This window comes from Agrobacterium sp. 16-2014-1-2a (genome assembly GCF_053522705.1).
Genome location: NZ_JBNWBX010000007.1, coordinates 1 through 24,820, shown reverse-complemented (window position 1 = coordinate 24,820; position 24,820 = coordinate 1). Strand labels below are relative to the sequence as shown.

Annotated in this window: 16 protein-coding genes and 1 pseudogene; 7 read left to right on the top strand and 10 right to left on the bottom strand. The window is 59.2% G+C overall.

The features are described from left to right. Nucleotides 1-79 precede the first annotated feature (79 nt). From ACQZ45_RS19425 to ACQZ45_RS19395, 7 genes are all read right to left on the bottom strand, one after another. A complete protein-coding gene (locus tag ACQZ45_RS19425) occupies nt 80-1,396 on the bottom strand; it encodes an ATP-binding protein (protein ID WP_448742493.1) in 1,317 nt (438 codons plus the stop codon). Further along, nucleotides 1,393-2,133 carry a response regulator gene (locus ACQZ45_RS19420; RefSeq protein WP_112650479.1) on the bottom strand — a complete coding sequence of 247 codons (741 nt, stop codon included), beginning with the start codon at nt 2,131-2,133 and terminating at the stop codon, nt 1,393-1,395. The genes ACQZ45_RS19425 and ACQZ45_RS19420 overlap by 4 nt, the downstream gene beginning before the upstream one ends. A 95-nt stretch (nt 2,134-2,228) precedes the next feature. Further along, the gene (locus tag ACQZ45_RS19415; RefSeq protein WP_112960289.1) at nt 2,229-3,275 is read right to left on the bottom strand and encodes an alpha/beta fold hydrolase; all 1,047 of its coding nucleotides are present in this window, start codon (nt 3,273-3,275) and stop codon (nt 2,229-2,231) included. Between the two features lie 201 nt (nt 3,276-3,476). Continuing rightward, a complete protein-coding gene (locus ACQZ45_RS19410) occupies nt 3,477-4,235 on the bottom strand; it encodes an alpha/beta hydrolase (protein WP_448742516.1) in 759 nt (252 codons plus the stop codon). A gap of 46 nt (nt 4,236-4,281) precedes the next feature. Beyond that, nucleotides 4,282-6,036, bottom strand: a complete 1,755-nt coding sequence (locus tag ACQZ45_RS19405) for a cytochrome c biogenesis protein DipZ (RefSeq protein ID WP_448742492.1) — start codon at nt 6,034-6,036, stop codon at nt 4,282-4,284. Nucleotides 6,037-6,216: 180 nt separating this feature from the next. Beyond that, nucleotides 6,217-6,726, bottom strand: coding sequence for a cytochrome P460 family protein (locus ACQZ45_RS19400; protein ID WP_112960292.1), 510 nt, complete (start codon nt 6,724-6,726; stop codon nt 6,217-6,219). A 129-nt stretch (nt 6,727-6,855) separates the two neighbouring features. Further along, nucleotides 6,856-7,293, bottom strand: a complete 438-nt coding sequence (locus ACQZ45_RS19395) for a hypothetical protein (RefSeq protein ID WP_025596122.1) — start codon at nt 7,291-7,293, stop codon at nt 6,856-6,858. 347 nt (nt 7,294-7,640) lie between these two features. On the opposite strand from ACQZ45_RS19395, the gene ACQZ45_RS19390 reads away from it, so the two are divergent. Continuing rightward, nucleotides 7,641-8,729, top strand: a complete 1,089-nt coding sequence (locus ACQZ45_RS19390; protein WP_035199154.1) for a hypothetical protein — start codon at nt 7,641-7,643, stop codon at nt 8,727-8,729. A gap of 100 nt (nt 8,730-8,829) precedes the next feature. Here the strand turns inward: ACQZ45_RS19390 and ACQZ45_RS19385 are convergent, their stop codons facing one another. Next, nucleotides 8,830-10,038: an MFS transporter gene (locus tag ACQZ45_RS19385; protein WP_174045577.1), complete on the bottom strand. Its 1,209-nt coding sequence runs from the start codon at nt 10,036-10,038 to the stop codon at nt 8,830-8,832. A gap of 154 nt (nt 10,039-10,192) precedes the next feature. Between ACQZ45_RS19385 and ACQZ45_RS19380 the strand changes: the two are divergent. Beyond that, a pseudogene (locus ACQZ45_RS19380) lies at nt 10,193-10,324 on the top strand (HNH endonuclease); the annotation flags it as partial. Nucleotides 10,325-10,410: 86 nt separating this feature from the next. Here the strand turns inward: ACQZ45_RS19380 and rsgA are convergent. Further along, nucleotides 10,411-11,436 (bottom strand): ribosome small subunit-dependent GTPase A, encoded by a 1,026-nt coding sequence (rsgA, locus tag ACQZ45_RS19375; protein ID WP_448742491.1) that lies wholly within the window; start codon nt 11,434-11,436, stop codon nt 10,411-10,413. A gap of 15 nt (nt 11,437-11,451) precedes the next feature. Next, a complete protein-coding gene (locus ACQZ45_RS19370; protein ID WP_003519203.1) occupies nt 11,452-11,625 on the bottom strand; it encodes a hypothetical protein in 174 nt (57 codons plus the stop codon). A gap of 1,394 nt (nt 11,626-13,019) precedes the next feature. Between ACQZ45_RS19370 and ACQZ45_RS19365 the strand changes: the two genes are divergently transcribed. The 5 genes from ACQZ45_RS19365 to ACQZ45_RS19345 are packed head-to-tail and all read left to right on the top strand — an operon-like array spanning nt 13,020 to nt 24,483. Then, complete coding sequence (locus ACQZ45_RS19365; RefSeq protein ID WP_448742490.1) at nt 13,020-14,621, top strand: HsdM family class I SAM-dependent methyltransferase; 1,602 nt, start codon at nt 13,020-13,022, stop codon at nt 14,619-14,621. Next, nucleotides 14,621-17,377, top strand: a complete 2,757-nt coding sequence (locus tag ACQZ45_RS19360) for a hypothetical protein (protein WP_448742489.1) — start codon at nt 14,621-14,623, stop codon at nt 17,375-17,377. Before ACQZ45_RS19365 ends, ACQZ45_RS19360 begins: the two co-directional genes overlap by 1 nt. Beyond that, nucleotides 17,374-21,708 carry a helicase-related protein gene (locus tag ACQZ45_RS19355; RefSeq protein ID WP_448742488.1) on the top strand — a complete coding sequence of 1,445 codons (4,335 nt, stop codon included), beginning with the start codon at nt 17,374-17,376 and terminating at the stop codon, nt 21,706-21,708. The genes ACQZ45_RS19360 and ACQZ45_RS19355 overlap by 4 nt, the downstream gene beginning before the upstream one ends. Nucleotide 21,709: 1 nt before the next feature. After that, nucleotides 21,710-23,929 carry a hypothetical protein gene (locus ACQZ45_RS19350; protein ID WP_448742487.1) on the top strand — a complete coding sequence of 740 codons (2,220 nt, stop codon included), beginning with the start codon at nt 21,710-21,712 and terminating at the stop codon, nt 23,927-23,929. Continuing rightward, nucleotides 23,926-24,483: a phospholipase D-like domain-containing protein gene (locus ACQZ45_RS19345; RefSeq protein ID WP_448742486.1), complete on the top strand. Its 558-nt coding sequence runs from the start codon at nt 23,926-23,928 to the stop codon at nt 24,481-24,483. Before ACQZ45_RS19350 ends, ACQZ45_RS19345 begins: the two co-directional genes overlap by 4 nt. Nucleotides 24,484-24,820 lie beyond the last annotated feature (337 nt).

The window sequence follows — 24,820 nt, the reverse complement described above, 5'->3', positions numbered from 1 at the left end:
CAAGGGCCTAAGCCGTCGTTGTACCGGAGCCAGTGCTGATCAAATGATAAGGGATACTTATCGTTGATCTGCGTTCCTCTCAGGCAAAAGCCACCTCGGCTGCAAGCCCGCCGCCTTGCCTGTTATAGAGGCGCACCGAGCCGCCGATTGTTCCGGCGAGCTGCTGCGCGATCGCAAGTCCGAGTCCTGTTCCGCCGGTGTCGCGGTTTCTCGAGGTTTCAATCCGGAAAAAGGGCTGCATGGCATTTTGCAGCATCTCGTCGGGGATGCCCGGCCCACGATCGAGCACCGTGATGACCACGGTGCCTTCAGTGCGCCGGTCGACCTTGATTTCCGCGCTGCCCCCGAATTTGAGTGCGTTATCTATCAAGTTCGTTAGGATTCTTCGCAGGGCATGTGGCTTTGTCGATACTGTGCCGCGCACCATACCGTCAACCGTGACTGCTTTTCCGGTATCCTGATAGTCGTAGGCTAGGCTATCGATGAAAGAGGCCAGATCGATACGTGAGGATTTCTCGCCATTGCCATGAGCGCTGCGTGCATAAGCGATACCATCCTGTACTAGACGTTCGATTTCACGCAGGTCACTGACCAGCTTTTCCTTTTCCGGCGTATCGTCTGCCATGTCGGCCCGCAACCGCATCCGGGTGATGGGCGTCTGCAGGTCGTGCGAAATCGCCGCAAGAATCTGGACCCGCTCCTCGAGATATTGGGCGACGCGATCGCGCATCGCGTTGAAGGCGCGGGCGGCGTGGACAACTTCGCTTGGGCCGCTCTCACTCATCGGCAACCCCTTTTCCCCCGGATCCAACGCTTCGGCTGCCGCAGCCAGCGCGCTGAGCGGTCTGGTCGTCTGTCGCACTGCAAACCAGGTGCACAGAACAAGAAGCGCCATCTGCGCGGCGAAGACATAAGGCAGCCACTCCGCCAGCGGCATCACGCCGCGCGGTGTCACCTCAATTGTCAGGGGTGAGCCGTCCGATAGCGTCAGATGCGCCTGAAGCCGCTTGCCGTCGCCGGGAATGGACTCGACCTTGACGGGGAAACGGTGTCCTGCGGCCTCCTCGATCCTCTGCGCAATTTCAGCGCCGCGGCCAGACATGTCGGAAACACCTGGAACACCCGGGCCGAGGACGAGTTGATAATTGCTGCGGCTCAGGCGATGGACCCATTGCGCCCGCTCTTCCGCAGGCAGGCGGTCGATTATGGCGATCGATACAGCCAGATCCTGCTCAAGAGTGCCGAGCATGACCGCCTTTGCCGACATATATCGTTCCGCAAAGAGGATGCTGAACGACAGACCGTAGGCAATGGCGAGGCCCGCAAACAGGATGATGAAAAGTCTGGACCGCAACGAGCGCGGCCACCAGCCGGCGAGCAGGCGTGGGCCGTTCATACCCTCGGCTCCGAAATCTCCACGGGCACCGCAAAGACATAGCCTTCCGCCCGCACCGTCTTGATATAGACGGGTTCGCGCGCGTCATCCCCCAGCCGTTGGCGCACGCGGCTCACGAGAAGATCGATCGACCGATCGAAAAGTTCGGCATCGCGGCCCTGAGTGAGATTTAACAGCTGGTCCCGGTTGAGGACGCGCTGGGGATGATCGATGAAGACCCTGAGGAGCCGGTATTCAGCGCCGCTCAAGGCCACGGTCGTGCCCTCCCTGTCGAGCAGGTGACGGCCCACCGTGTCGAGGCGCCACTCACCAAAGGTCAGGAGCTGCCCGGCCTCGCTGATCTGCAGATTGGGAGGCAGCATCCGCGTGCGGCGCAGGATGGCTTTGATCCGCGCAAGAAGTTCGCGGGCAGCGAAGGGCTTCGACAGATAGTCGTCGGCGCCCATTTCGAGCCCGATAATGCGATCCATCTCGTCATCCCGGGCGGTCAGCATCAGCACCGGCGTGGCTTTGTGTTTCCCCGCCCGCAACTCGCGGCATAGAACTAGCCCGTCATCGCCAGGCATCATCACGTCGAGCACGATGAGATCGACGGTATTGCCGTCGAGAAAACTTCTCATCTGCCGTCCATCGGCCGCCACGCTCGTACGCAGGCCGTTCTTCTTCAGGTAGCTGGAGACCAGCTCCCGGATTTCCCTGTCGTCGTCCACGACGAGAATATGGTCGATATGGTCCATTGGATGCCTTCGTCGTCCGGACGGTTCGAGTGGCCCGCTACCGCGCGCCCCGCTGTCACATGCAGTAAGATAACGGTTCGCGGGCTTCGGCAAGTTTAAAGCTTTGCGACGTCCAGAACAGCCCTGGCAAAAGCCTCTGGCGCTTCCTGCGGAAGGTTGTGGCCTATGCCACCGCTGATGTTGCGGTGCTGGTATTTGCCGGAAAACTTTGATGCATAGGCGGAAGGGTCCGGATGCGGAGCACCGTTGGCGTCGCCTTCCAATGTTATCGTCGGCGCGGTGATGACGGGAAGTTTTGCAAGCTGGCGCTCGTAATTATCGTACTTGGCTTCCCCGTCTGCCAGTGCCAACCGCCAGCGGTAGTTATGGATGGTGATGGCCACATGGTCGGGATTGTCGAATGCGGGGGCCGAACGATTGAAGGTCTCGTTACTGAATTTCCAGGTCGGAGATGCCGTCTGCCAGATCAGGCGCACGAAGTCGCGGGTGTTCGCTGCGTAGCCCGCACGGCCGCGTTCCGTCGCGAAATAGAACTGATACCACCACGAAAGTTCCGCCTTGGGCGGAAGTGGCTTTCTATTGATTTCCTGACTGCCGATGAGATAGCCGCTGACCGATACGAGCCCGGTGCAACGCTCGGGCCAGAGTGCGGCCATGATGTCGGCGGTGCGAGCGCCCCAGTCATAACCTGCCACGACGGCCTGTTTGACGCCGAGTGCGTCGAGAAAGGCAATCATGTCGACCGCAAGCGCCGCCTGCTGTCCGTTGCGTGCCGTGTCGTCCGAGAGAAAACGGGTCGTGCCATATCCGCGCAGATAGGGGATGAGTACCCGATATCCAGCCGATGCAAGGATGGGTGCGACATCAACATAGCTGTAGATGTCATAAGGCCATCCGTGCAACAGCAGCACGACTGGGCCGTCTGCGGGGCCGGCTTCTGCGTAACCGACGCTAAGTACACCCGCTTCAACCTGCTTAAGGGCGCCAAAGGAGGTCGCTCCGTCGCGTCCGGTTGACGGCTGAGGCGCAGGCGCTTCGCCCTTGGCATGAGCAAGGCCTGTGGCCCCGAATTCGACGGCGGCAACCGTCATTGCGGCAATGCCGAAGAAGCGGCGGCGTTGGAAATTGATCTCGGAAGTCATTTGCTATCTCTCCTGTCCGTGTTGGATGCCGGACAGGTAACGGGGTGCGTGTATCCTCGATGTGTCCCAAGGGAGGCGAATGTGAATGGTTTTGTAGCAGGGCGCATTCCGGATACAGACTGATACATTTGGCTTGCCCTTCCAACGCAAACAGCCGCCCCGGTGTCTAGGGCGGCTGCATTTCATCTTACCGAGGTGCGCTTACTTTGAGGATTGCCGGGCGGCCTGTTCGATGACGTCTGCAACCTTATCGGGCTGGGAGGCGAAGACCGCATGGCTTGCCGCAATCTCGGTCACCGCGCTGCCAGCGCGCTTGGCCATGTCGCACTCGAGATCGGGGTTGATCGACCTATCCTGCGTTGCGACGATCGACCAGCTTTTTTTGGTTTCCCAGGCGGGTTCGCCGGCCTTGGCGGCAAAGGCGGCCTTGGCGGCGAAGACCTGACTTCTTGCCATGAAGGTTGCGTCCTCATGCGGCAGATCGCCGGCGAAATCTTGTCCAAAGACGGCCGGATCGAGATAAAGGAACGCGCCATCCTTCGTCGGCTTGATGCCGTTGCCGGCCGGCGGTTTGGAGCCGGCGAGGTCGAGAAGGCTCTCTCCCTTCTTCGGCTGGAAGGCGGCGACATAGACCAGCCCGGCCACATCCGGCCGGTTACCGGCTTCCGAAATCACCATGCCGCCGTAGCTGTGCCCGACGAGCAGGCTCGGGCCCTGCTGGAGATCGAGGACACGGTTGGCGGCCGCCACATCATCGGCAAGCGAGGTGATGGGCTCCTGCACGATCGTGACGTTAAAACCGCGGCTTTGAAGGATCTCTGTCGCCCGGCGCCAGGCCGAACCATCGGCCAGCGCGCCATGGACTATGACGATATTCTTCACCTCCGCCGCCTGTGCGGCAAAAGCGATCAGTGCAGTTGCTATGGCAATCGCGAATTTTGGCATGAGACGACGGTGCATCATGTTTTTCCTTTGGTTTAATGTGAAATGGAAGGAAAATGCGGGTTCAGCCGAACGTGAAGGCATAGGCCTGCACGCCGGGGTCGAGGAAGCGGATGGCAAAGGTTCTCACTTCGACGGTGCCGGACTGGCGAACGAGCTGGTAAAGACGGGTTGAGTTGACGACGCCATTGCCCTGGGCGTCCGTATCGGCGCCGTGATCCGCACCCGGCGGATGCCCGTCGATGGTGACCTGGAAACGAACCGGTTTTCCGGCGCTTGCCGGCCCAAGGACCAGATGCAGGTCACGGGCGCTGAAGCGGTAGGTTATGCCGCCATCAGTCGCACCAAGTGTCGCCGCTTCCGCGCCAACCGTCCAGGTACCGGAAAGTCCCCATTCGTTGAGGGAAGGCGTCGTGACGGAGTAGTCGCGCGGCGTTTCCGCGCGCACCGCCTCGTTAGATGCGAAATTCTCAGCCTGCCGGTAGCCGATATAGGTTTCGCCGGAGCGCATGTGCCCGATATCCGCACCGGCTTCAGCCCCTGTCGCCTCCGGGCTCACCGGTGCGCTGGAGGAAGCGCTACTGCCGGCTTCGCGCAGCAGGTCCTGGATCGCCTCTTCTGTCTGCCGATAATCGCCTTCGCCGAAATGGTGGTAGCGAATCTGGCCTTTGGCATCGATCAGGTAATGCGCTGGCCAGTAGCTGTTATCAAAGGCGCGCCAGATCTTGTAATCATTGTCGATTGCCACCGGGTAATCGATCTTGAAGCCGGCGACGGCCTGCCTGACATTGTCGATCTTCTTTTCAAAGGCGAATTCGGGGGCGTGGACACCGATGACGACGAGGCCCTGATCGCGGTATTTGTCTGCCCACGCCCGCACATAGGGAATGGTGCGGATGCAGTTGATGCAGGAATAGGTCCAGAAGTCGACGAGGACGACCTTGCCGCGCAATTGTTCGCGCGTGAGCGGTGGGGAATTTAGCCACTCGACGGCGCCGTCGAGGGATGGAGCCTTGCCCTCAACCGGCAGCTCTGACCGGGCCGGGGCAGCGCTGGCGCTGGCGCCTGCGGTCGCCGCTTCAGGCGCTTTGGCGGTGTGGAGCCGATCGAGCACCTGCTGTTCGAAGGATGCCGTACTCGCATAGGAAATCTGCGACAGGAAACCCGTATCAAGCCCGAGTGCGATGACCGTGACGCCGGCAAGCACCGCCGCGCCAAGCGCCTGGCGAATCCGCTCGCTGAAACCCAGAGACCGCTTCATACCCGCAAATACCCGGCCGCCGACGAGGATGGCAACGGCAAGGGATGTCGCTGCCCCGGCGGCATAGGTGGCAAGCAGCAGGCTCGTTTCCAGATTGGCCCCCTTCAGGGCCGCCCCCGTCAGGACAAGCCCGAGGATTGGTCCCGCGCAGGGTGCCCATAAAAGGCCCGTGGCGATGCCGAGTATCAGGGAGCCCGCAATCGTCGGTACTGACCCGGGCTTGCCGGCGGCATTGGCGAGCCGGTTACCGAGTTCAACGACCGGGCGGGTGATGATGCTGGCCGCGCGGGGCGAAATCAGGCCGACACCGAAGACCGCAAGCAGCGCAAGAGCCGCGAGCCGGCCATATTCATTGGCGCTGATCGCCCAGTTCCCGCCAACAGCGGCAAGCGTGGCGACGGCGCAAAAGGTTGCCGCCATTCCCGTAAGCAGTGGCAGCGTGCTGCGCAGGAACGGTTGCCCCGCCCGCGCAAAAACGAAGGGAAGGATGGGCAGGATACAGGGGCTGAGAATTGTCAGCGCCCCTCCGAGATAGGCAATGACCAGAAACGTCATCATCGTGTCCTTTCAGGCAGGAGTTCGGGGCTCCGGGCGGCGAAGGCGACCCGGCGATGGCGCCAATCTCTCGGCCTCACGTATCCCTGATGTGTCCGGGCTTCGGTGAATTTGTAATCGAGTGTAGAGGCCGCCTTTCCGCGAACAGTCGCGAAGGCGAAATCGCCTGAGCCCCGGCATCGGTTACGGTGCATATCGCGTGAAGACGAAATCATGGTCCTTGACGTTGCCCTCGTGGCAGGAGAGGCACGTCTCATGCTGGGCGGCATCCACCGGCTTGCCGTTGACAAACCGCCCGAAGCCCCAGCCGTGGCTGGCGGCATATTTCCTGGAGTCCTTCACCATCACCTGCACTGTGGTCGCCGCGCCCGGAACCGTGGCCGGCGGAAACTCCGTGGATTGCTGCCGCTTATAAGCGAGCTTCACCAGTATCGAGCCGTCGGGAAAGGGCAGGGTTCCGCTCTTGTAGGCGTCGACGGCGACATCGTTTGCCAGAACAGCGCGAAGCTCGTCCAGCGGCGGCGCTTCCTGCGCGGGCGCGATGAACTTCCAGTCACGATATCCTTCAGGAAGCGTGACACCATAGATGGGAGAGGCAAGTTCCGGCGGCGTGTCCGCTGAGCGCGAATAAACGGTTCCAAAACCTGCTGCCGCACCCGATAGGGCGACGGCGAATAAAATCTGCCTCTTCATGGGAACTCCTGCCTGATCCGAAATAGATCAGGCAATGATCTTCCCCGCAGGTATCCGGCATGTTTCCTGAAACCAGCATTTATGTATCAGATCGTAGCGCTGCGCAGTGCCCCCGAAGGCATGTCACGCTTAAAGGCCGGCGAGCACGCTCACGTCATCGTCTTTTGGAGCTTCCATCGCGACCCTTATTGCTTTCTGGATCTCGTCCTCTATTGCCTTCCTTTCGTCGGGCGGCATGGCGGCAAGGTCGCCTTCGGACAATCCCCGCGCCTCCAGATATTGGGCCCGGATTTTCTCACCAAGGCTCATATTTGCCCAGCGGCTAAGCTCGGCCTCATCGGAGCCTGTTCCGCCGCCCTCAAGCGGGGTCTCTTCTATTCCGCCCTCTTGCCCCCGGAGTGACCAGAGTGCGTTGGCAAGATTGGAGGAGAGCGAAGGCGCGGCGCCCCCTCCGATCAACGATGCCGACCGTTCGGGTGTGGGATCGGGCACGGCCTGGGAAACGTCCTGTGGCCGCGGGCGTATGTAAAGCGAGGCGGTGGAGCCAATTCGATCGATTGCAGACATGGTATATCTCCTTCGGTCGCAATCTGGTTCGGGTGGCTTGTGTCTGGCTGGTCATGCTGCTTGCCTGCGTTCGGCGACCTCTCTTTGCCGACCACGAGCACATTTCTTTCGTCACCTCGCCGGTGGAATTGCGCAAAATCATTCCGAAGCAACGAGAAGTCGTGAAACTTTTTGGAGCGCGGCGAGTTTGGTGAAGGAGCAATCAGCTCGCATGTCTCACTGCATATAATCGCCGCTACGCGGAGGATTGATCGTCCATTCGGAGGAGATCGCATGAATTCCATCATCTATCTAGTCGGCCTCGTCGTCGTCGTCCTGTTCATCCTCTCATTGTTGGGGCTACGCTGATGGTTGATCCAACGGGTATCGAAACGAATCCAAACCGCAGCTACGTGGATTGGCCAGCGATTTTCGCCGGTGCCGTCATTTCCTCGGGCGCCATGGCTATTCTCACCGCGTTCGCGGGCGGCCTGGGCCTGAGTTCAATCTCGGCGGACAATGGCGGCGAGGTCAGCACAGTCTGGCTCATCATAACCGCGCTCTTCGTCATCATTTCCATGGTCGGCTCCTATATGCTGGGTGGCTATATTGCCGGCCGCATGCGTCGGCCTGCCGGCGCTGCCGACAGGAACGAATTGACCGTCCGCGATGGTGTGAATGGCCTGGTCGTATGGGGTCTCGGCACGGTCGTCTCGGCGTTTCTCGCGCTCGGCGTGCTGTCCGGTGGCGCCAAAGCTGTCGGCAGCGTGGCGCAGACCGCTGTTGAGGCAACGGGTTCCGCAGTCGGTGGCGCCGTTCAGGGTGCTGGCCAACTTGCGGGCGGCATCATTTCCGGCGCTGGCAGCGCAGCAGGTGGTCTGGCACAAGGAGCCGGTCAGGCTGCAGCGCCCAGCATCGAGCAAATGCTTCCGCAGGGCCTGAAAGCCAATCCAATCGACTATTTCACGGATAGTCTTTTGAGAACCGATGCGCCCGCTGCCCCTCTGACGGGTGACCAGAGCGCCGGCGACTATCAGCGCCAGATCAGCGGCATCCTCGGCAATCTTCTTGCAACCGGTGAGATATCTGATGCCGACAAGACATGGCTCGCCAATCAGGTCGCTGCCCGCACTAACATCAGCCAGACGGATGCGCAAACGCGCGTAAACCAGACGGTTGAACGCGTGCAGGCCGTCAGGGCGGAAGCGCAGAAGAAGGTTGATGAAGCACAGAAGCAGGTCGAAACCCTGAAGGCTGAGGCGCAGAAGGCGTTGGACGATGCCAAGGCCAAAGCTGCGGATGCTGCAGAAAAAGCGCGCGTCGCAGGCATTCTGACCGCGTTCCTGCTGGCCGCTTCCGCACTCGTTTCTGCTGCCGCTGCTTATATTGGTGCAGTACACGGTGGCCGCCACAGAGACGAAGGCCGTATCTGGGGTGGTCTTTCCTACCGCAAGTAACCAGAGCGACGGCAAGAAAAATCGGCTTTTCACAAATGTCCTGCCCGGACCAAATTCCGGGCAGGACTTTCGTTTTAGGTATCTGCCGTCACGGACAGGGTCAATCGCGACGCTGCAGCAAGGCAAGTGCGACCGTGGATGCCGCAAGGACAGCGGTCAGCGCCAGCGGCGCAGTGGCACCGTAGGAATCCACGATATAGCCGCCGACAACCGCCCCGATACTGATAGCCACCTGGAAAGAAACAACCATCAGGCTGCCTGCCGCTTCCAGAGCATCGGGTGCGCCGCGGGAAAGGTTGGTCGGCAGCACCACGGGCGCCATGCCAAAGGCAAGACCCCAAAGCGCGACGAGCGCGAATGCGGCACCGCTATGAACACCCCATAGGACGAGGGCGATTGTTGCAAATGCCATCAGGGCGGCGGTAACGATGAGCGCGAGGCGGATGCTGGTGTCTGCCATGCGGCCTCCCAGCACATTGCCGATCACGGAAGCGACGCCAAAGCCGAGCAGGGCGAGAGCAATCGGCGTGGTCTCAAGCAGCGTCACCTGTTCGAGAAACGGACGCACATAGACCGAACCGGCAAAATGCCCCGTCATCAGCAACAGGATGGCAAGCATCCCCAGTTGAACGCTGCGCCGCCGCGTCAGCCGGAAAACATCGGAAAGACTGTTGCTTGTACTTGCCGGCAGCGAGGGCAGGCTGAATATTTGTAGCAGCATGGCAATGACGGCAAGCCCCGCCGTCATCGACATGGCAATGCGCCATCCCACCCAGTCGCTGATCAAGGCGCCCATGGAGGGAGCCGCAATTGTGGCGAGTGAAACCCCGAGTGTGACGATAGCCATGCCGCGCCCGGTCGAATTCGCGCCAACGAGCCGCGCCACGACAGCAACCGAAAGTGCCCAGAAGCCGCTGAGCGCAATACCCAGTCCGGCCCGGCCCACCAGCAATAGCCAGAAATCGGCAGCCACTGATGCGAGAATGTTGGAGCCGATCGCCAGCGCGCTAAGGCCGACAAGCACGGTCTTGCGGTTCAGTTTGCCGATGAGAACATTGCTCAGCAAAGCCGTCACAGCGCCTACGGAAGCGGTCGCCGTAACAACCTGTCCCGCCGTACCCTCCGTAATACCGAGATCGCGCGCCATGGGCGTCAACAATCCCGCTGGCAGAAACTCGGCCGATACCAGCGCAAAGCTGGTGGCCGCCATCGAAAGAACCGCAAACCAGGTTGCGGTGGTCCATGCGGGTTCCTCTGCGGCCTCCAGGCCAATCGTTGACCCATCAAATTCTGATGTCGTGTCCGTCATGGTGTCTCTCCTTGAGTCGGGAGAGTTTTAGACGAATTTTTTCGGATGATATGTATCTAAAAATCCGAAATTCATAACTATTCGTCCGAAATTTGTGCGTTGCACAAAGTTGGGTGTGCTCGCGCGCAGTCGAGTGCTTCAGAAAACAACCGTTCATGCGAACGATCGCGACAGCATCCAAGATATTGTCAACAAGACCGGAAGAGCGATCGTGCCGGTGGGTTTTCACGAAAGCCCGCATCCCCAGTTTTTAAAATGGCATCGCGAGAATTCGTTTAAGCACTAGAGGGAGTGGTAGATCGTAAAGGGGAATGCCTATGTCACACTCGCAGGCTCAAGATCTGATCAGACTTACGCCGCTGGATTGAATGTCTACGGTCGAAGCAGATAATGCTTCTTCTTGTTGACCTTGTTGCCGCGCGGTCCGCTCATTACTGGCGTCCGGTCGGCATTTTCAGCGTGTAAACATCGCCACCGTGCTAGCCGATCGGCATCAAGCTCGCCGCGTGCGACAGCGCCTTGAACGGCGCATCCTGGTTCATGAGCATGGGTACAGTCGCGAAACCGGCACAACGGCGTCAGCTCGGTAATCTCGGCAAATAGCGTATCTATTCCGTTGGTAACGTCGCTGACATAGAGCTTCCTTATACCTGGCGTGTCTATGACCCAGCCGCCGCCTGAAACCGCATGCAGGGATCGCGACGTCGTGGTGTGCCGACCCTGCGCATCATATTCACGAATAGTGCCGGTTTTCTGCTTCGTGTCAGATCCGGTCAGCGTATTTACAAGCGTTGACTTTCCAACGCCGGAGGACCCTACCAGCGCGATGGTCTGACCTTTACCCAACCATGGCCTCAACAAGGCGACAGCATCGGCCGAGCGTCCATTAAGCGCTATGACTGGCAGGTTGCGTTGCAGTGCCTCCGCCTGTGATTGAAACCGGCCGACGTCTTCCGCAGTATCAGCTTTGGTCAGCACGATGACCGGTTCGCTTCCGGCTTGATCCGCCATTATCAGATAACGTTCGAGACGTGCGGAATCGAAATCTGCATTGCACGATGTAACTACAAGTAGGGTGTCAACATTGGCGGCAATAAGTTGCATGCCACGTCCGCCTTCCGGCCTTCGCTGGAACAGGCTTTTTCGGTCGAGACGTTTGACAAACATGCCCGTCAGCGGGTCGGCAAGTATCCAGTCTCCGACTGCGAAGTCGGCCGTATTGCTATTGCCCGGGAGCTCCAGGCGAACGGGCCCTGTCATATCGATTGCCTCGATGCGCGAGCGGTGGACAGACGATATACGCCTGGACGCGAGGCCAGCGTCGCCGTCTTTGAGTTGATCCGCAAAAAATGCAGACCAGCCGAGCTGCTCCAGTGTCGAAGGAAGCGGGACAGTCATCAGCCGTGTTCTCGCCTACTGGTGCGGCTCGCGTTTCGGCAAGAACTTAGCGTGAGCAATAGCCTCGCCGGAATAGGGAAAATCGTCTCCGAGTTGACGATTGCCGTCGAATACCTTGAAGATCGGACCGTCGACTTCAACGATTTTGTAGCCATTTACGTACTCGAATTTCGGCGTCTTCCAGCCCATCAGAAGTCCTTCAGTTGGTTATCATCTCTGGTCTCGAGATGGCGCCGGTCAACGTTAGCGGTTTTCCGTGGCATTTGCGCTAATTTTCTATTTGGCTGCGTATCACTCAATCGGAAGCGCTGGCTGACGGTTGGCTTGCCAAAGTAAGGGGCGATGCGCAGTCGTCGAACTTTCTCACCGGACTTGTCTTCGATGCACTCGCGGGAAAGGATTAATGATCCGACACTGCTGCCGGTGACCCGCGGTCGCAAGTCGCTCGCGGCATCTTGTCTCCCAGTCTTCCACTACGGCAATCGCTCAATTTGCGACATTCCCGCACTCTGGAAGCCGGTGTTGATAAGCCTTGCCGCGCGTCTGTCCGGTTAAAAAGAAGCAGATGCCCTAATCGAAGGCGAGGGCGTGATAATCCACGATGCCGTTGCAGGCAAGCCGCATTTCGAGTGCGGTGCATTCGATCACTCTGCCACCTCTCCGCGGGTGTCAGGCCCAATGAGGTGACCCATGCTGTCTCATAGCGCCGAAAAATAGGGCCGGCAATTCATCGCAGGGAAGCGACGTGTGGCCTTACCGTGCCGTGCGCGAAGGATCGCCGTAGATGTGTCTGCTAGGAGTGGTAGAAGAATCACCACAGGTATACGTTTTGCACGCTTAAACCCCGCATCAAGCCAAGTATTTCGCGCACTTCCTCACCCGTGAAGGACTAGAGTAAGGCGAAGGCCTGAGGAAATCGCTTTCCTCGGCGCGCGTGGACCTGAATCCCCACCAAGTCGATGCGGCGATGTTCGCCGCTGTCGAAGGGCGTCATGCTCGCCGACGAAGTAGGCCGAGCACTCCATCGCGGAGACAGGCTCCAGTCGTAGCTCTTCTGTCGGCGATCGACACGATCGAACGAAGAAGTTGCAATCGTGCTTACGCTTTCAAGCGCGGACAGAGAAAAGTCGATCTATGACCCAACTGCTCGTGCGCTCGGAAACCTCGTCGAGAGCGTCGTCTTGAATCAGGACATCGAGGTCTCGAATGAGCTCTAAGGTGCGGCTGAAGTCTCTAAATTAGTAGATTTTCTCACCACGTCCTTCGATTTGGGCGTCTCAGTGCCTTCATCAGTTTGCGATTGCCGTCTCCGACGGTTTTGAATTTCAAGGGCACACACTTTCTAGGAAGATACTGTCAAGCGCATGCATACAACGACACCCACAGCCAGTAGCTGTCTCCAGAAGCGAACGCAATTTCATCTCGCAAACATCGATTTGACTTTGACATCTTCAAAGAAATGCAAATACTACTTTGAGGTGCGGGGTTCGTGCGAATAGTGCAGCTCCGAGGAGACGTCACGGTTGCTTGGGGCGGCGCCAGCGATAATGCTGGAATGCGCGAAGTGCGAGGCTGGGGATTTGATGGCGAGGGGACAATCTGCGTGGCCGATGCTCACGGTCGCGAAAGCAGCTGCGCGCGCGCTTCTAAAAAATCTACCAGATCATTGTGACATCGACACCGTTTGCATTGATTTGAACCCTTTCGAGCACAAGGAAGTCGTGATCTTCAGGAATAGGCTCGCTGCATTGTCGCTACATGACCGCAACTATTGGCGCGGCACGCTCTATACGCTGATGATGTCGCCTGCGGATCGCCGGGCACAGGCTGCCTATTTCACGCCGCCGTATCTGGCGAACGCCGTCATCGACATGGCATTAGACCATGGATTTGATATCCGAAAGCATGACGTCTTGGATCCTGCCGCCGGAGGAGCCGCGTTTCTCTCTCTGATTGCGGACAGAATGCACCGTGCAGGAGTTGCGAAGAAAGATATCGTCAATCGTTTGAACGGCATCGAGATCGACAAACGCCTTGCGCGAATGTCGGAATTTCTGATTGCCGAACAGGTCGAAGGCTTCCGGAGTCGCCCGATTGTCAAGGTTGGAGATAGCATCCACGCAAGGACGGACGGATCATACGATCTTGTGATTGCCAACCCTCCTTACGGTCGCATGAGGCCAGACGAATTGGCGGAAGAGACTTGGGGTAAGGTCGCCTACGGCAACCACATCAACAAGTACGCCGTCTTTACCGAGCTTTGCCTGCGCGTGGTGAAGACAGGCGGTCTAGTCGCACTCGTCATTCCATCCAGCTTCCGAGGCGGGCCGCTGTATGACCGCATGAGGTCTTATGTTGCAAGCCAAGGCCAGATCCTGGCGCTGGGGACGGTAACAAACAGGGACGATGTCTTCGCCGACGTTGCTCAAGATGTCAGCGTCTTGCTGGTTAGAAGGGGCGCTCCGCACAGAACCAAGCATCGGGTTAAGTTTCCTGCAATAACGGGAGCGGGCGTCTCATATCCAGTCCCGTCTGGCCCGCTTCCCAAGGACATATCATCGCCCTGGTTGGCAGGAACCGACGCGCGGAGGGACCGAGGCGGCGCGACCCTGTCGGACTATGGCGTCTCGGCGAAGGCAGGGTACTTCGTATGGAACCGCGAATGGGACAGAATTTGCGATCCCGCCGATGAGCAGGCGTACCCTTTGTTCTGGGCGAAGAACGTCAGGGCAAAGACCCTCTGCCGTCCTTTGAACCGCAACGGTGACGGGGTTGACTTCGTTCGTGTCCCTTCCGGCAGCACGGCGATCATCGACGGGCCTGCCGCCATCGTGCAGCGCGTCACGAATAGCAGCCAACCCCGCCGCATCGTCGCCGCAACAGTCGACCGGGATGCGATCGCCCCGTGGAAGGGCTTTGTCTCGGAAAACCATACCATCGTCCTTTCCGCGTCCGACGCCGCGGATCTCGACCTTCTCGTGTCGCTCCTCAATACCAAGGCCGTGGATGAACGCTATCGCGCAGTTTCGGGAACCGCCACTGTCTCCGTGACGCTGCTGCGTGCGCTCGATCTCCCATCTCCACAAGCATTCCGAACTGCATTGCTAGAGACGGACGACATAGAGGAGGCCGCAGTCATTGCCTACCGAAATGCCGGCGTTCAATCATTTTCGGAGGCGTCGTAATGAGAGGCAGCTTCCGAGGGGCCCCCAATACATCGCTGTCCGACCGCCTGCGCCAGCGTGAAGAGAACGCGAAGCATCGAAGCGCTCTGCTTGCCGCTCGTTCAACCGAGAAGGGGCCGAAGCGCTTCCAGGGCGAAGATCTGGCCAATGAAAACTCCAGGATTGCCGCCATTGCCGATGCGCGTCTTGCCGCGCTTGCCAACGTTCCGCTTCTGCCGATCGGCGAAGACCCTCAGCCCCTTTCCGACGTCTACAATGAGATCCTCAGAGCAGCGATCGAGGCGTCGGAGAAGGGCGAGCCGACCGTCCTGATGACCTGGCCGGAGCGAGACGTCTGCCTATCGGCTATCGCGTCGCTGCTTACCCTTGCTGACATCGCCGTGGCTCCGGAAACCACGATCGACAGGTACGGCGTAAAGGTGAAGTCATTTGAACGGCCCAAGGGCTTCAAGGCTCTGATCTACCCATACGCGAGAACCACTCACGAGCAGGCCCGCGATATCCAGGTCGACCGGAAATACCTCCATCGCATCCATCTCGACCATCTGCACAGACACAGTGTCGAAAATGACGATGCCCGATCCCTCAAGGATTATCATCAGATACTAAGCCGCGTTTCGACCCTTTCCGGAAAGGGCAGGGATGGTACCATACGCCCGGAGTTCGAGCACCCGACTCTGGACGAAATCCTGCCCCACGGCGGTTGCGACGGGATCGTCCACTCCAACGGCTCGCTTCTCTGGCGGACAGCATCGAGAACCGATCTCAAGGAACACAATACCGTCAGCAAGCACGCGAATGATGGAAATCAAGCCGAGTACTTCCTCTATGGCCTCAAACGAGGAGAGGAACACGCAATGCGAAAGGTCCGCGGCGGCCTGAACCTGATCCTCTTCGACCTCACTCGGACTGGAAGAGGCAGGCTTGGCGAGGATTGGGTCGATCGAGCCACCCGCATCTACAGGCTGATGCGGAAAGTATTTCCTCGCGTAGGTTTCGTCGCCATCACCGAGGATCCTTGGACCTTCGACAAGGCACGGTTCGAGATCTTCAGTGAGATGGTCGAGCTGCGTGGTCGCAGACCCCAGCCTGCGAAATCAAGGACGATCACGGCGCTATCCTCGCTGGCTTTAAAATCCCGCGAGGGAAAGATCGCCTGGTCCGGGGTAGAAACTGTCCAAGTCAAGGGCTTCAACGGCCCCGGCCGAAGGATCATAGATGACTTGCGGGCGGTGCGTCATCGGGTGAAGCGGGGAGGCGATCCCGCCGGGCTTGCCGCGATCAACGAGATCATCGCGAAGCTGCGTCGGACCTCGTGCCTTCCCGGCTCCTTTTCAGCCTTCAACCAGTACCTTTTCAACGAGCATGGCCAGGCAGCCGCTGCGGACGTGATCGAAAATTACCGCGTTGCACCGCAAGTGCAGATGCTTCAGCAGCCTTCCCAGCGAGCATTCGTCGTCGGCGGGTCCGAGCTCGTTGACTCGCTGCAGGAGACCTCGACGGTGATGACGGCGTTCAATCGGACAACACCGATGTCGACGATGCTGGAGCGCGCCGTCGGCAGGGTCATTAACTCGTCGTCCAAGACACTCTTCATGTTCCGAAAGCAGACCCTTGCCGAGTTCGCAGAGGACTACCTTTGCCGGGTCATCCCGGATTTGCGCGCCAAGCTCGACAACGAGATGATCGTCTTCTCCGGCCCCGGAGGCCTCACGGACATCGCTGGCCTCGCTCCGTCCGAGCGAAACAGGTTCAAGAGGATCTTCGTCGTATCTCCACCTCGCGACGGAGTTCTCAGTTTCTTCGCGCGGAGATGGCTGCCCGTCGAGGTCATCGTTGTTGCCGACGGAGACACTCTCAAATATTCGGCGCGCGACGCATCCCGATTGGCAGAGCAGATCCGGGAGCCGGAGATCGCGTCCAGACTTCGACTGTTCGCCGACAATGCCGAGAAGGATGTGGCTGGTCTGGGCATGGCCCCGATCAAGCTCTCCGAGACGCCGGAGCTGCCAGAGGAAGTACATTTTCCGTCAGAGTCGGTCATCAACCTCGTGGGGCCGTACAGCAAATCCGACGGCGAACTGATCGAGCTCACGATGGAGGGCGGTCAGACGATCATCGCTCGCCCCGGTTCGGCACTCGTGCGCCTGGACACCTCGCGGTCGATCCACACCTTCAGAAAAATTGACGCCAGGGATGCCCACGAGCGTGACAACATATGCGTCATCAGCTCCAGCTTCGTTGACCGAGCACGCCTCCTTTTGAGCATCCAGGCGAATGCATCCGAGGCTATCCGCGACTACCACGAGGAGGTGGCGGACCGCTTTGCAAAGCTGCGCGGCTTTCATGAGAGCGACAAGATCCGAACCCTCATAGACAAGATGGGCGATCCCAATCTTCAGATCGCAACGGTTCGTCGATGGGTTCACCTCGAGAAGCAGCTGCAGGCCCGACTGGAGGATGTGGTCACCCAAGCCCCACGACAGCCCGAGACCTTCAGCAAGTTCACGGCCGCCCTGGGGATTCCCACCAATCTTGCAAACCGCTTCTGGCACTGGGGCGTCCGCGCCCAGCGCAGCTTCAGAATGAAGGCCGGAATGGAGTTCCACGACGCCTATCTCAACATCTTGACTGATCCAGACGCCTCCCTCGCTTTCGCCAGGGATACCAAGCGCGCCGACGAAATCGCCCGGCTGATACGCCTCGCGGAAGAATACGTCTCGCCAGTCAGAGCCACCCGGAGATTCAAGCCATGATGACGGCCAAGACGCCCGCCGAACTCTCTGGTATCGATGTCGAGCTCAAGGAAGCTGTATGCGACGCGCTGGTCAACATGATCACCCGAAGGGCAAGCGGTACCGACGAGGCGGGTCGGATCGTCTATGGAAAGAGTCCACGCAGAAGCGCTTTCTCAGGCCAGCTTCTGCCCAGAATGTCGCGTGAAAACGAGGATGAAACGTCCGATATCAAGATCGCTGCGATCGGCATGGACTTCAACATCGACGCAGAGAGTTCGACCGATCTCACCGTGACCCCACGGTTTTCCGTCTACGTACGCGTCCTTCCCACCTGGGAGGAAATCTCCACAGAGCGGTTCGGTATCGCAATCGATTTCAAGCTGAGAAAGGACAAGAAGCAGGAGATCGACCACGAGATCCGCGAACGTCGCCAGGAGCTCTATGCCCAGCAGAAACTGGATCGCTCGGACTGGAACGAGCTGTCGCAGGAGGAGAGGGAGGCACTTCACTCGCGCAGACGGGAGATCCGCGACAGCCTTCGCAATAGTGTATACGGCAAGCATGGAATCATCCTGGACAAGGCGAGCCTCGACAGCTTCGGAAGCTCCGAGAGTAGTCAGACGGAAGAGACGGATGAGGCTGCTCCCCTAGATGGGACCGAAGATCCGGATGCAGCTCCATCCCCGGCCATTGGCAGGCTCGTAACTGGCGGCGCGCAGATCCCGACGGCCCTGCTGTCGCCCGCGGCCATCCCGCCGAAATGGAAGCGGATCGACCTGAAGCTGCCTAGTTTCACCTGGTCGGCGGCACTTTCCGGAAGCGCCCTGAAGGAACAGTTCGAGCAGTTCTCGAATACCATGATCACTGAGGTGCTGGCGCAGCTTGCAGAATGGCTCCGTGGAGAGGGCGCGAAAATCGCTTGGCGGGACCAGACCGTCTCGCCAGCCAACGCCGCCAGCGAAGCCGATTGGAACAACTTCATCGCCGAGCTGTTGAAGGCGCCCGCCGATCCGAAAATACTCCCCGACCTTAGGGCAGTAGCCCTCCGTGCCGAACGACAGCGAGACTTCGTGGATCCCTCTCGCGCATCGATCCGTGTCATACTCGACAACGGCTGCACAGAGCTTTCCAAAGTCGAGGCCCGTTACAAGTGCAATGCCATCTTCGGGACGATCGTCTCCCTGAACGTGGTCCGAGGCGATCACAGGCCAGTTCAGCTCGACCGCGTAGAGCCATCATATAGATTCCGCGATTTCATGACCTACCCGGCAATAGGCTTGAACTGCGGCGTAGAGAGCCAAGAGATCGAGGACGGACGCCTTGAGCTCTCGACCACGTGGTCGCCGCGTTTCAATCAGCCTCGTATAGTTCCGCGTCGGATTGACCGTGTCGAATACCGGTTCCGACCGCTGGCCGACGGTTATGACGTCTCCAATCTGCTCGTTCTCGTCGACGAATATCGCAAGTGGATCGATGAAGAGGAACGGGATCTCGCACCGGAAATCGCACGAGGGCTTTCGTACGAGGACGCGGCACGAGAACGGGAACGCTTTGCAACCGACCTCGCCGGGCAGCGACTGGAGGCGCGCCATATCGAGCAGGGCGTACGGCTGCTGATCTCCGCCCGCGAGGCTGCGCTCGCCGCTAGGCAAGCGATGGGAGCGGAGGCGGACAGGCTTCGGCGGAAAGCGGCGCCGTGGCAAGCGTGGCTGATGATGAATGAGTCCTTTGCGCGACGCGATCGCAAGGACCCCGAAAGAGGTTGGCGCCTATTTCAGCTTGCCTTCATACTGGCCCACATTCCGACCTTCGCATCCCGAATGGAGGAATACGCGGAAGCCTTCGACGTCGAACGCGATGAACTGGCCGCAAGCCTACTTTACTTCCCCACGGGCGGCGGCAAGTCCGAGGCGTTCTACGGCGCACTGGTGTTTGCCATCTTCCTCGACAGACTTCGGGGCAAGGACCGCGGCATAACCGCGATGATCCGCTATCCGCTTCGACTCCTTACTCTTCAGCAGGCGCAACGCCTCCTGCGGCTCATCGTGTGGAGCGAAGTCGTTCGCAAGGAAAAGAACGTCGGAAACTGGCCGATAGAGATCGGCTTCTGGGTCGGATCGTCGAACACGCCAAACCGCTTCAGCCAAATGAAGGCGGCTTTGCCGGATCTGGCCGAATACCCGGACGACCAGGAAATCGGCTACGGCCGGAGCATGGAGGCCAAGCGGTACCAGGAAGTCCAGGCTTCCTACAACAAGATCCCTACCTGCCCATGTTGCGATCAACCGACCGGGCTGCGGAAGTTCAAGGCGTCCGGCGGAAAGGCCGAGTTCGCCGCTATCATCTGCTTCAATGCGAAATGCGAGTGGAACAAGGCCCATCGGGGCTTAAGTCCGCTTCCATTTCTTCTTACCGATGACACCATATACCAGCGCGCTCCCGCGATTGTTCTCGGCACCGTCGACAAGCTCGCAATGCTTGGCCAGAGTACATCGACCATTACAGAAATCCTTGGCATGTTCGGGCTTGCCCGGTGGATTGGTTCGGACGGGCATCTGTCCAGCCCCTCCGATAGGGAGTCGCTGCAGAAGGGCCCAGCGGCCGTTGGTTCCCGTGGCGTCGCTCCCGCCTACGAGCACGGTAGCAAGGTGTTCGTCGACCCGTTCCCATCGCTGATAATCCAGGACGAAGCACACCTTCTCGAAGAAAGCCTGGGCACGTTCAGCGGTCTGTTCGAGACCCTGCTCGACAACACCTTCACGACAATCGACCAGATGGCCGGAGAGAAATTGGCTGTAAGTCGATACAGGGATGTTTCCAACAAGCTCGTTCCGCGTCTTCCGAAGATCGTGGCGGCAACCGCCACCATCAGCGATCCCGACCGGCAGCTCAGGACACTCTACCAGCGAAAGCCACTGCGGTACCCGTACCCCGGTCCTGACATCTATCGCTCATTCTTCGCCGAGCCAGATCGCGCCCCGCCGATAAATGGCGAACGCGTGGCTCAATCTAGGGAACTGCCGAGCCACCTCGCCCCGGAGGCGACGGCGCCGTGGATGCGTCTCTATGTCTCCCTGATGACGAATGACGCTACCCATACCGTGACTACGGTCGGAGTCCTAAGCTCGTTCCACACCGTCATCTCCCATCTCTGGAGAGATCTGCTCGATCCCGCCCGCACTCAGGCCGCCATCAGCGAACTCGCCGCATCGGTATCGCCGGGAATTCTAGGCGTCTGGAGACGTGCCGCAATCGAGCGCGCTACGACCGAAGGACGCGAAGACGAGATCATGGCTCTCGTGGACCTCCATCGCATTGCGCTCGCCTATGTGACCAACAAGAAGGGCGGCGACCAGATCATCGACGCTCTTCACTCGGCCGTGGCACAGAAGCACGCGGTTGCGGGAATTCCTCAGACCAAGTTCCGCAGCAGACTGATCTCCGGCGGCATCGACATGCAGGAAATCCAGAGCGTGATGAAGGACGCCGAGACGTCATTCGCTCACACTGGATATCCAGAGATCGGCGAGACGCTCAGGAACATCGTCGCCACCTCGGCTATCAGTCATGGAGTCGATGTGGACAGGTTCAACAGTATGTTCTTTGCGGGGCTGCCTTCAGACATTGCAGAATACATCCAGGCCTCAAGCCGCGTCGGCCGAACTCACGTTGGGTTCGTCATGCTGCTTCCCACCCCGCAAAGCCGCCGTGACCGGTATGTGATCGAAACCCACGACATCTTCCACCGCTTCCTGGAGCGAATGATCGCCCCGCCTGCCGTGGAGCGGTGGTCGGACGCTGCGATCGACCGGGTCCGTGCCTCATACCTCCAGACTTGGGCGATGCTCGGTGACGCCAGCAACTTTCTCAACTTGCCGGATAGTCGGAAGTTGGAATTCGTCACCCGGGACTCGACCACAATACTGAGCCGACTGGCCGCGAAGGATACACTTGGCTTCGCCAACGACATCGGCTCATTCATGCTCGCCTCGATGGGGTTCGCAGGAAAAGGCCCCGATGCGCTCGGCGAGCCCGTTGCAGGGGAATATTACCGAAGCCGCACCGCCGCCGCGTCCCAGAACCTCAGCAGAGCGATTAGGGATTTGAACTACGAGGCCAAGTTGCGGCGCTACTGGGAAGAGCAGGATTCGACGCTCAGGAAGCCGATGACCTCCCTTCGCGACGTGGACGAGGCAGGCCTGATCGTAGCCGCGGACTTCGACCGCAACGCCTCAGGAAACACGCGCATAATGGATGCCGCCGCGATCGCCGCCGTCATGAGGGCAATCCGACGGCAGCGCGGGGATGCCGCGGAAACCGATGGCGAGATCGAAAGACTGGAGGGTTGAGATGAGCGGTGGAGCGAAGACGCTGGACATGGAGCGCGGCCGGAAGCGCTATCCATCTGCCGAAGAGACCGAAGCGGCAAAGAAGGCGGCGCCGCCAGTCATGCAGCGCTCGCGGGCGCAAATCGCTACTTCCTATGCTCCCGGTGTCCTGATGACATGGGAAGGGGGGCGGGGTATCTGCAAGTCGGTCCCGATCAAGATGCCGTTTTCGCAGCGGCTGCCCAGAAACGTGAGCGACACCATCTTCGAGGGTGTCCGCGAATTCGCGGAAAGCTGGAAGGAGAGAGCGAAGGAAGGGTGCCCAGATGCGCCTGACGAATTCATTCTCGACGACGCCTTCTACGACCTCGCCACCAAGGAAGTTAGGGTCAAACAAACCGACTTCGTTCTAAACCAGCCGAACGTCGTGGGTTACGTGCCCTATCCGCTATTGTTTCAGTGCGGGGATTGTGGGACCGTCCGGGAATACAAGAGCGTCGCGGAACTGGCCAACAGGAAACTACCTGCTCGCTGCAAGGATCACGAATCCCGCTGGACGCAAGTCGACGTGGTATACGCACACTGGTACGGCACAATCGAGCCGCTGAGTCCCTACAACTATACCTTCGACGATCGCACGGGCACGACTCGGCAGATTACGCACTGCACCTGCGGATGGCAGCACTTTACTCTGAGAAACAACGCTCCTGTGTTTTCGGAATGGAAGTACGTCTGCGAAGGATGCGGGACGCCGCGCGATCTCAAAAAGGCCGAACGGCATGTCCTCCAGAAGCTCAAAACCGACAGTTTACAGCCTGGCGGCAAGTCCTTCGAGTGGATCGAAATCGATATGCTGCCGGTATCGTATCGAGCAAGCAGCGCCTTCTATCCGCAGCGCGCCAGCTTTATCGAACTTCGGGAGACCAAGGTCGTCGAGCTGATGAGGACGACACATACGGAAGAGCTTCTGCAAAAGCTCGCCGAGATTCATTCCATACCGTATCAGGAGCCGTCCGATGCGGAGATCGAGTCCATCCTGGAGAAAGATGGCAAGCAGAACGATTGGGAAGAGTATACGTCTCTTCGAAAGATGTTCCAGAAGCGGGCCGAAGGAGCACCCGATCGCGCCGATCTCGGCAACGCGATGCGAAAGCTCCGCGAAGGTTGGTTCGACGCAGGTTTGCTCGAGAGAGGAAGACTGCAGAGCGAGCCAATCGAGTTCGCTGTCGGGATGCGCAAGGATTGGGCTCGGAAGTTCGATCCTATCAGATTGACGATTGAACACGCAGCCTTCGTAGAGGAACACATCCAGGACGGGCAGGCCGGGGTGCGGAAGACGGCCGTTGATGTCCTCAATCCCGATATCACACTCATGGAGGAGGCTGGCGTAGCAGACGAGCTGAAGCGCTATCAGGCCGATATCAAGGACCTATTCGGAAAGACCGGTATCAGCCAGATGTATCTGCTCCGGAGCCTGCCGATCTGCGAGTACAGTTTCGGTTACACCCGCGTTTCGGCGACGCCAGTGTACCAGCGTGAGTCTAACAACCGCAAAGTCCCGATGCCCGTTCGCCTGGTAGCGTTCGATACGATGCGGGATGGTGACAGGCCGATTTACGTCACCCAGCAGAAAAACGAGGCGCTCTATATCAAGCTTGACGAGCAGCGCGTCCTGAAATGGCTCCAGAAAAACAATGTGGAAGGTCTCCCCGCCTCCGGATCGGACCTCGCAAGAGCGTATCTAGAATCCTACCAGGATTTCGGCCAGTTCCTCGACAGGTACAAGAACAAGGAACGACAGGGCAGATCGCGCGAGCTCGCGCCGTTCGTCTACATGCTCCTCCACTCCCTGTCCCACCAGCTTATCCACTCGCTGGCGGATGCATCCGGCCTCGACCGAGATGGCATCGGCGAGTACATTTTCCCCGCCGATCTCGCATTCACGATCTACCGGAAGGGAATGACCCCGGATCTGGCCAACATCTCGGCCATGTGGCGAAACCACGCCATGGATTTCCTGCGCCGCTCGATCAATCCACGAATGCTTCGATGCGGCTCAGGCAGTCTCTGTGACAGCCGCGGCGGCGCCTGCCCAGCCTGTATAATGGTGAGCGAGGTTTCATGCAGCGCGTCGAACCTGTTGCTTTCCAGATCAGTCCTGAAAGGCGGCCCGGCGCCTGAATGGGAGGCTCCTGGCTCTGCTGACATCGTCGGCTACTTCGGTTCGGAGCTCGATACGTGACCGACACTTCCATGGCGCCACAGGGCAGGGCTCGCCTGGTTGTGACGATGCCCCCATTTCCCAGTCGTATCGAGAGCATTCTTGCGGCCTCGCCCGCAGCTAAGATGCTTGCCTTCACGGACACTAGCGACGCCTTCCGTCATCTAGCGATGAAGGCTCAGCGACGCCTGGTGATCATGTCACCGTACATTGATGCGGCCGGGTGCGCCTGGGTGCTCGATATGTTCAGCTATACGACCGCTTCAGAGAGAATCCTCGTACTTCAGTCGCAAGCCGAACTTCATAAGCCCGGAGTGGATGAGAACGCGCTGCGCGACCTCTCCACCAGTATCCGGTTCTATGGTGGTGGCGACACGGATGAGACCTTCCATTCCAAAATAGTGCTCGCGGATGGCAGCGACGCATATGTTGGATCGGCAAACTTCCTCTGGCGCTCGAAGAAGGCAAATCTCGAATGTGGCTTGCTAGTCGACGGTCCAGTGGTTTCCTCCATTGCCATCTTAGTTGACGCGGTTCTTGGAACCTTTGAATTGGTGGGCAACCGAGCGGAGTAGCGACTGGCGACCGCTCGATCCCACTCGCCGCCACGCGGAAAGACGTGAAATCACGATTGTCTGCTGCCGCCCTCTGGAGGACGGCGTGGCCGCGACGCAGTGGTCGGCCTATCGTCATTTATCATCGCGAAATGACGTGCCAAAGTTCTGTAATTGTCACTTGGCCGCAAAGGTGAGATTCTTCAGTTAGATAAGAAAAGTCCTGCACGGATATCGGGGGTCGCTGGTTCGTATCCTTTCACATCAGGATTTTTGTCAATTGTTCATTCGAGTGGCATCGAATTTCTCCTTCGTAGGCGGATCCACGGTCTGAGCCCATAGCAATTACCGGCCCGGT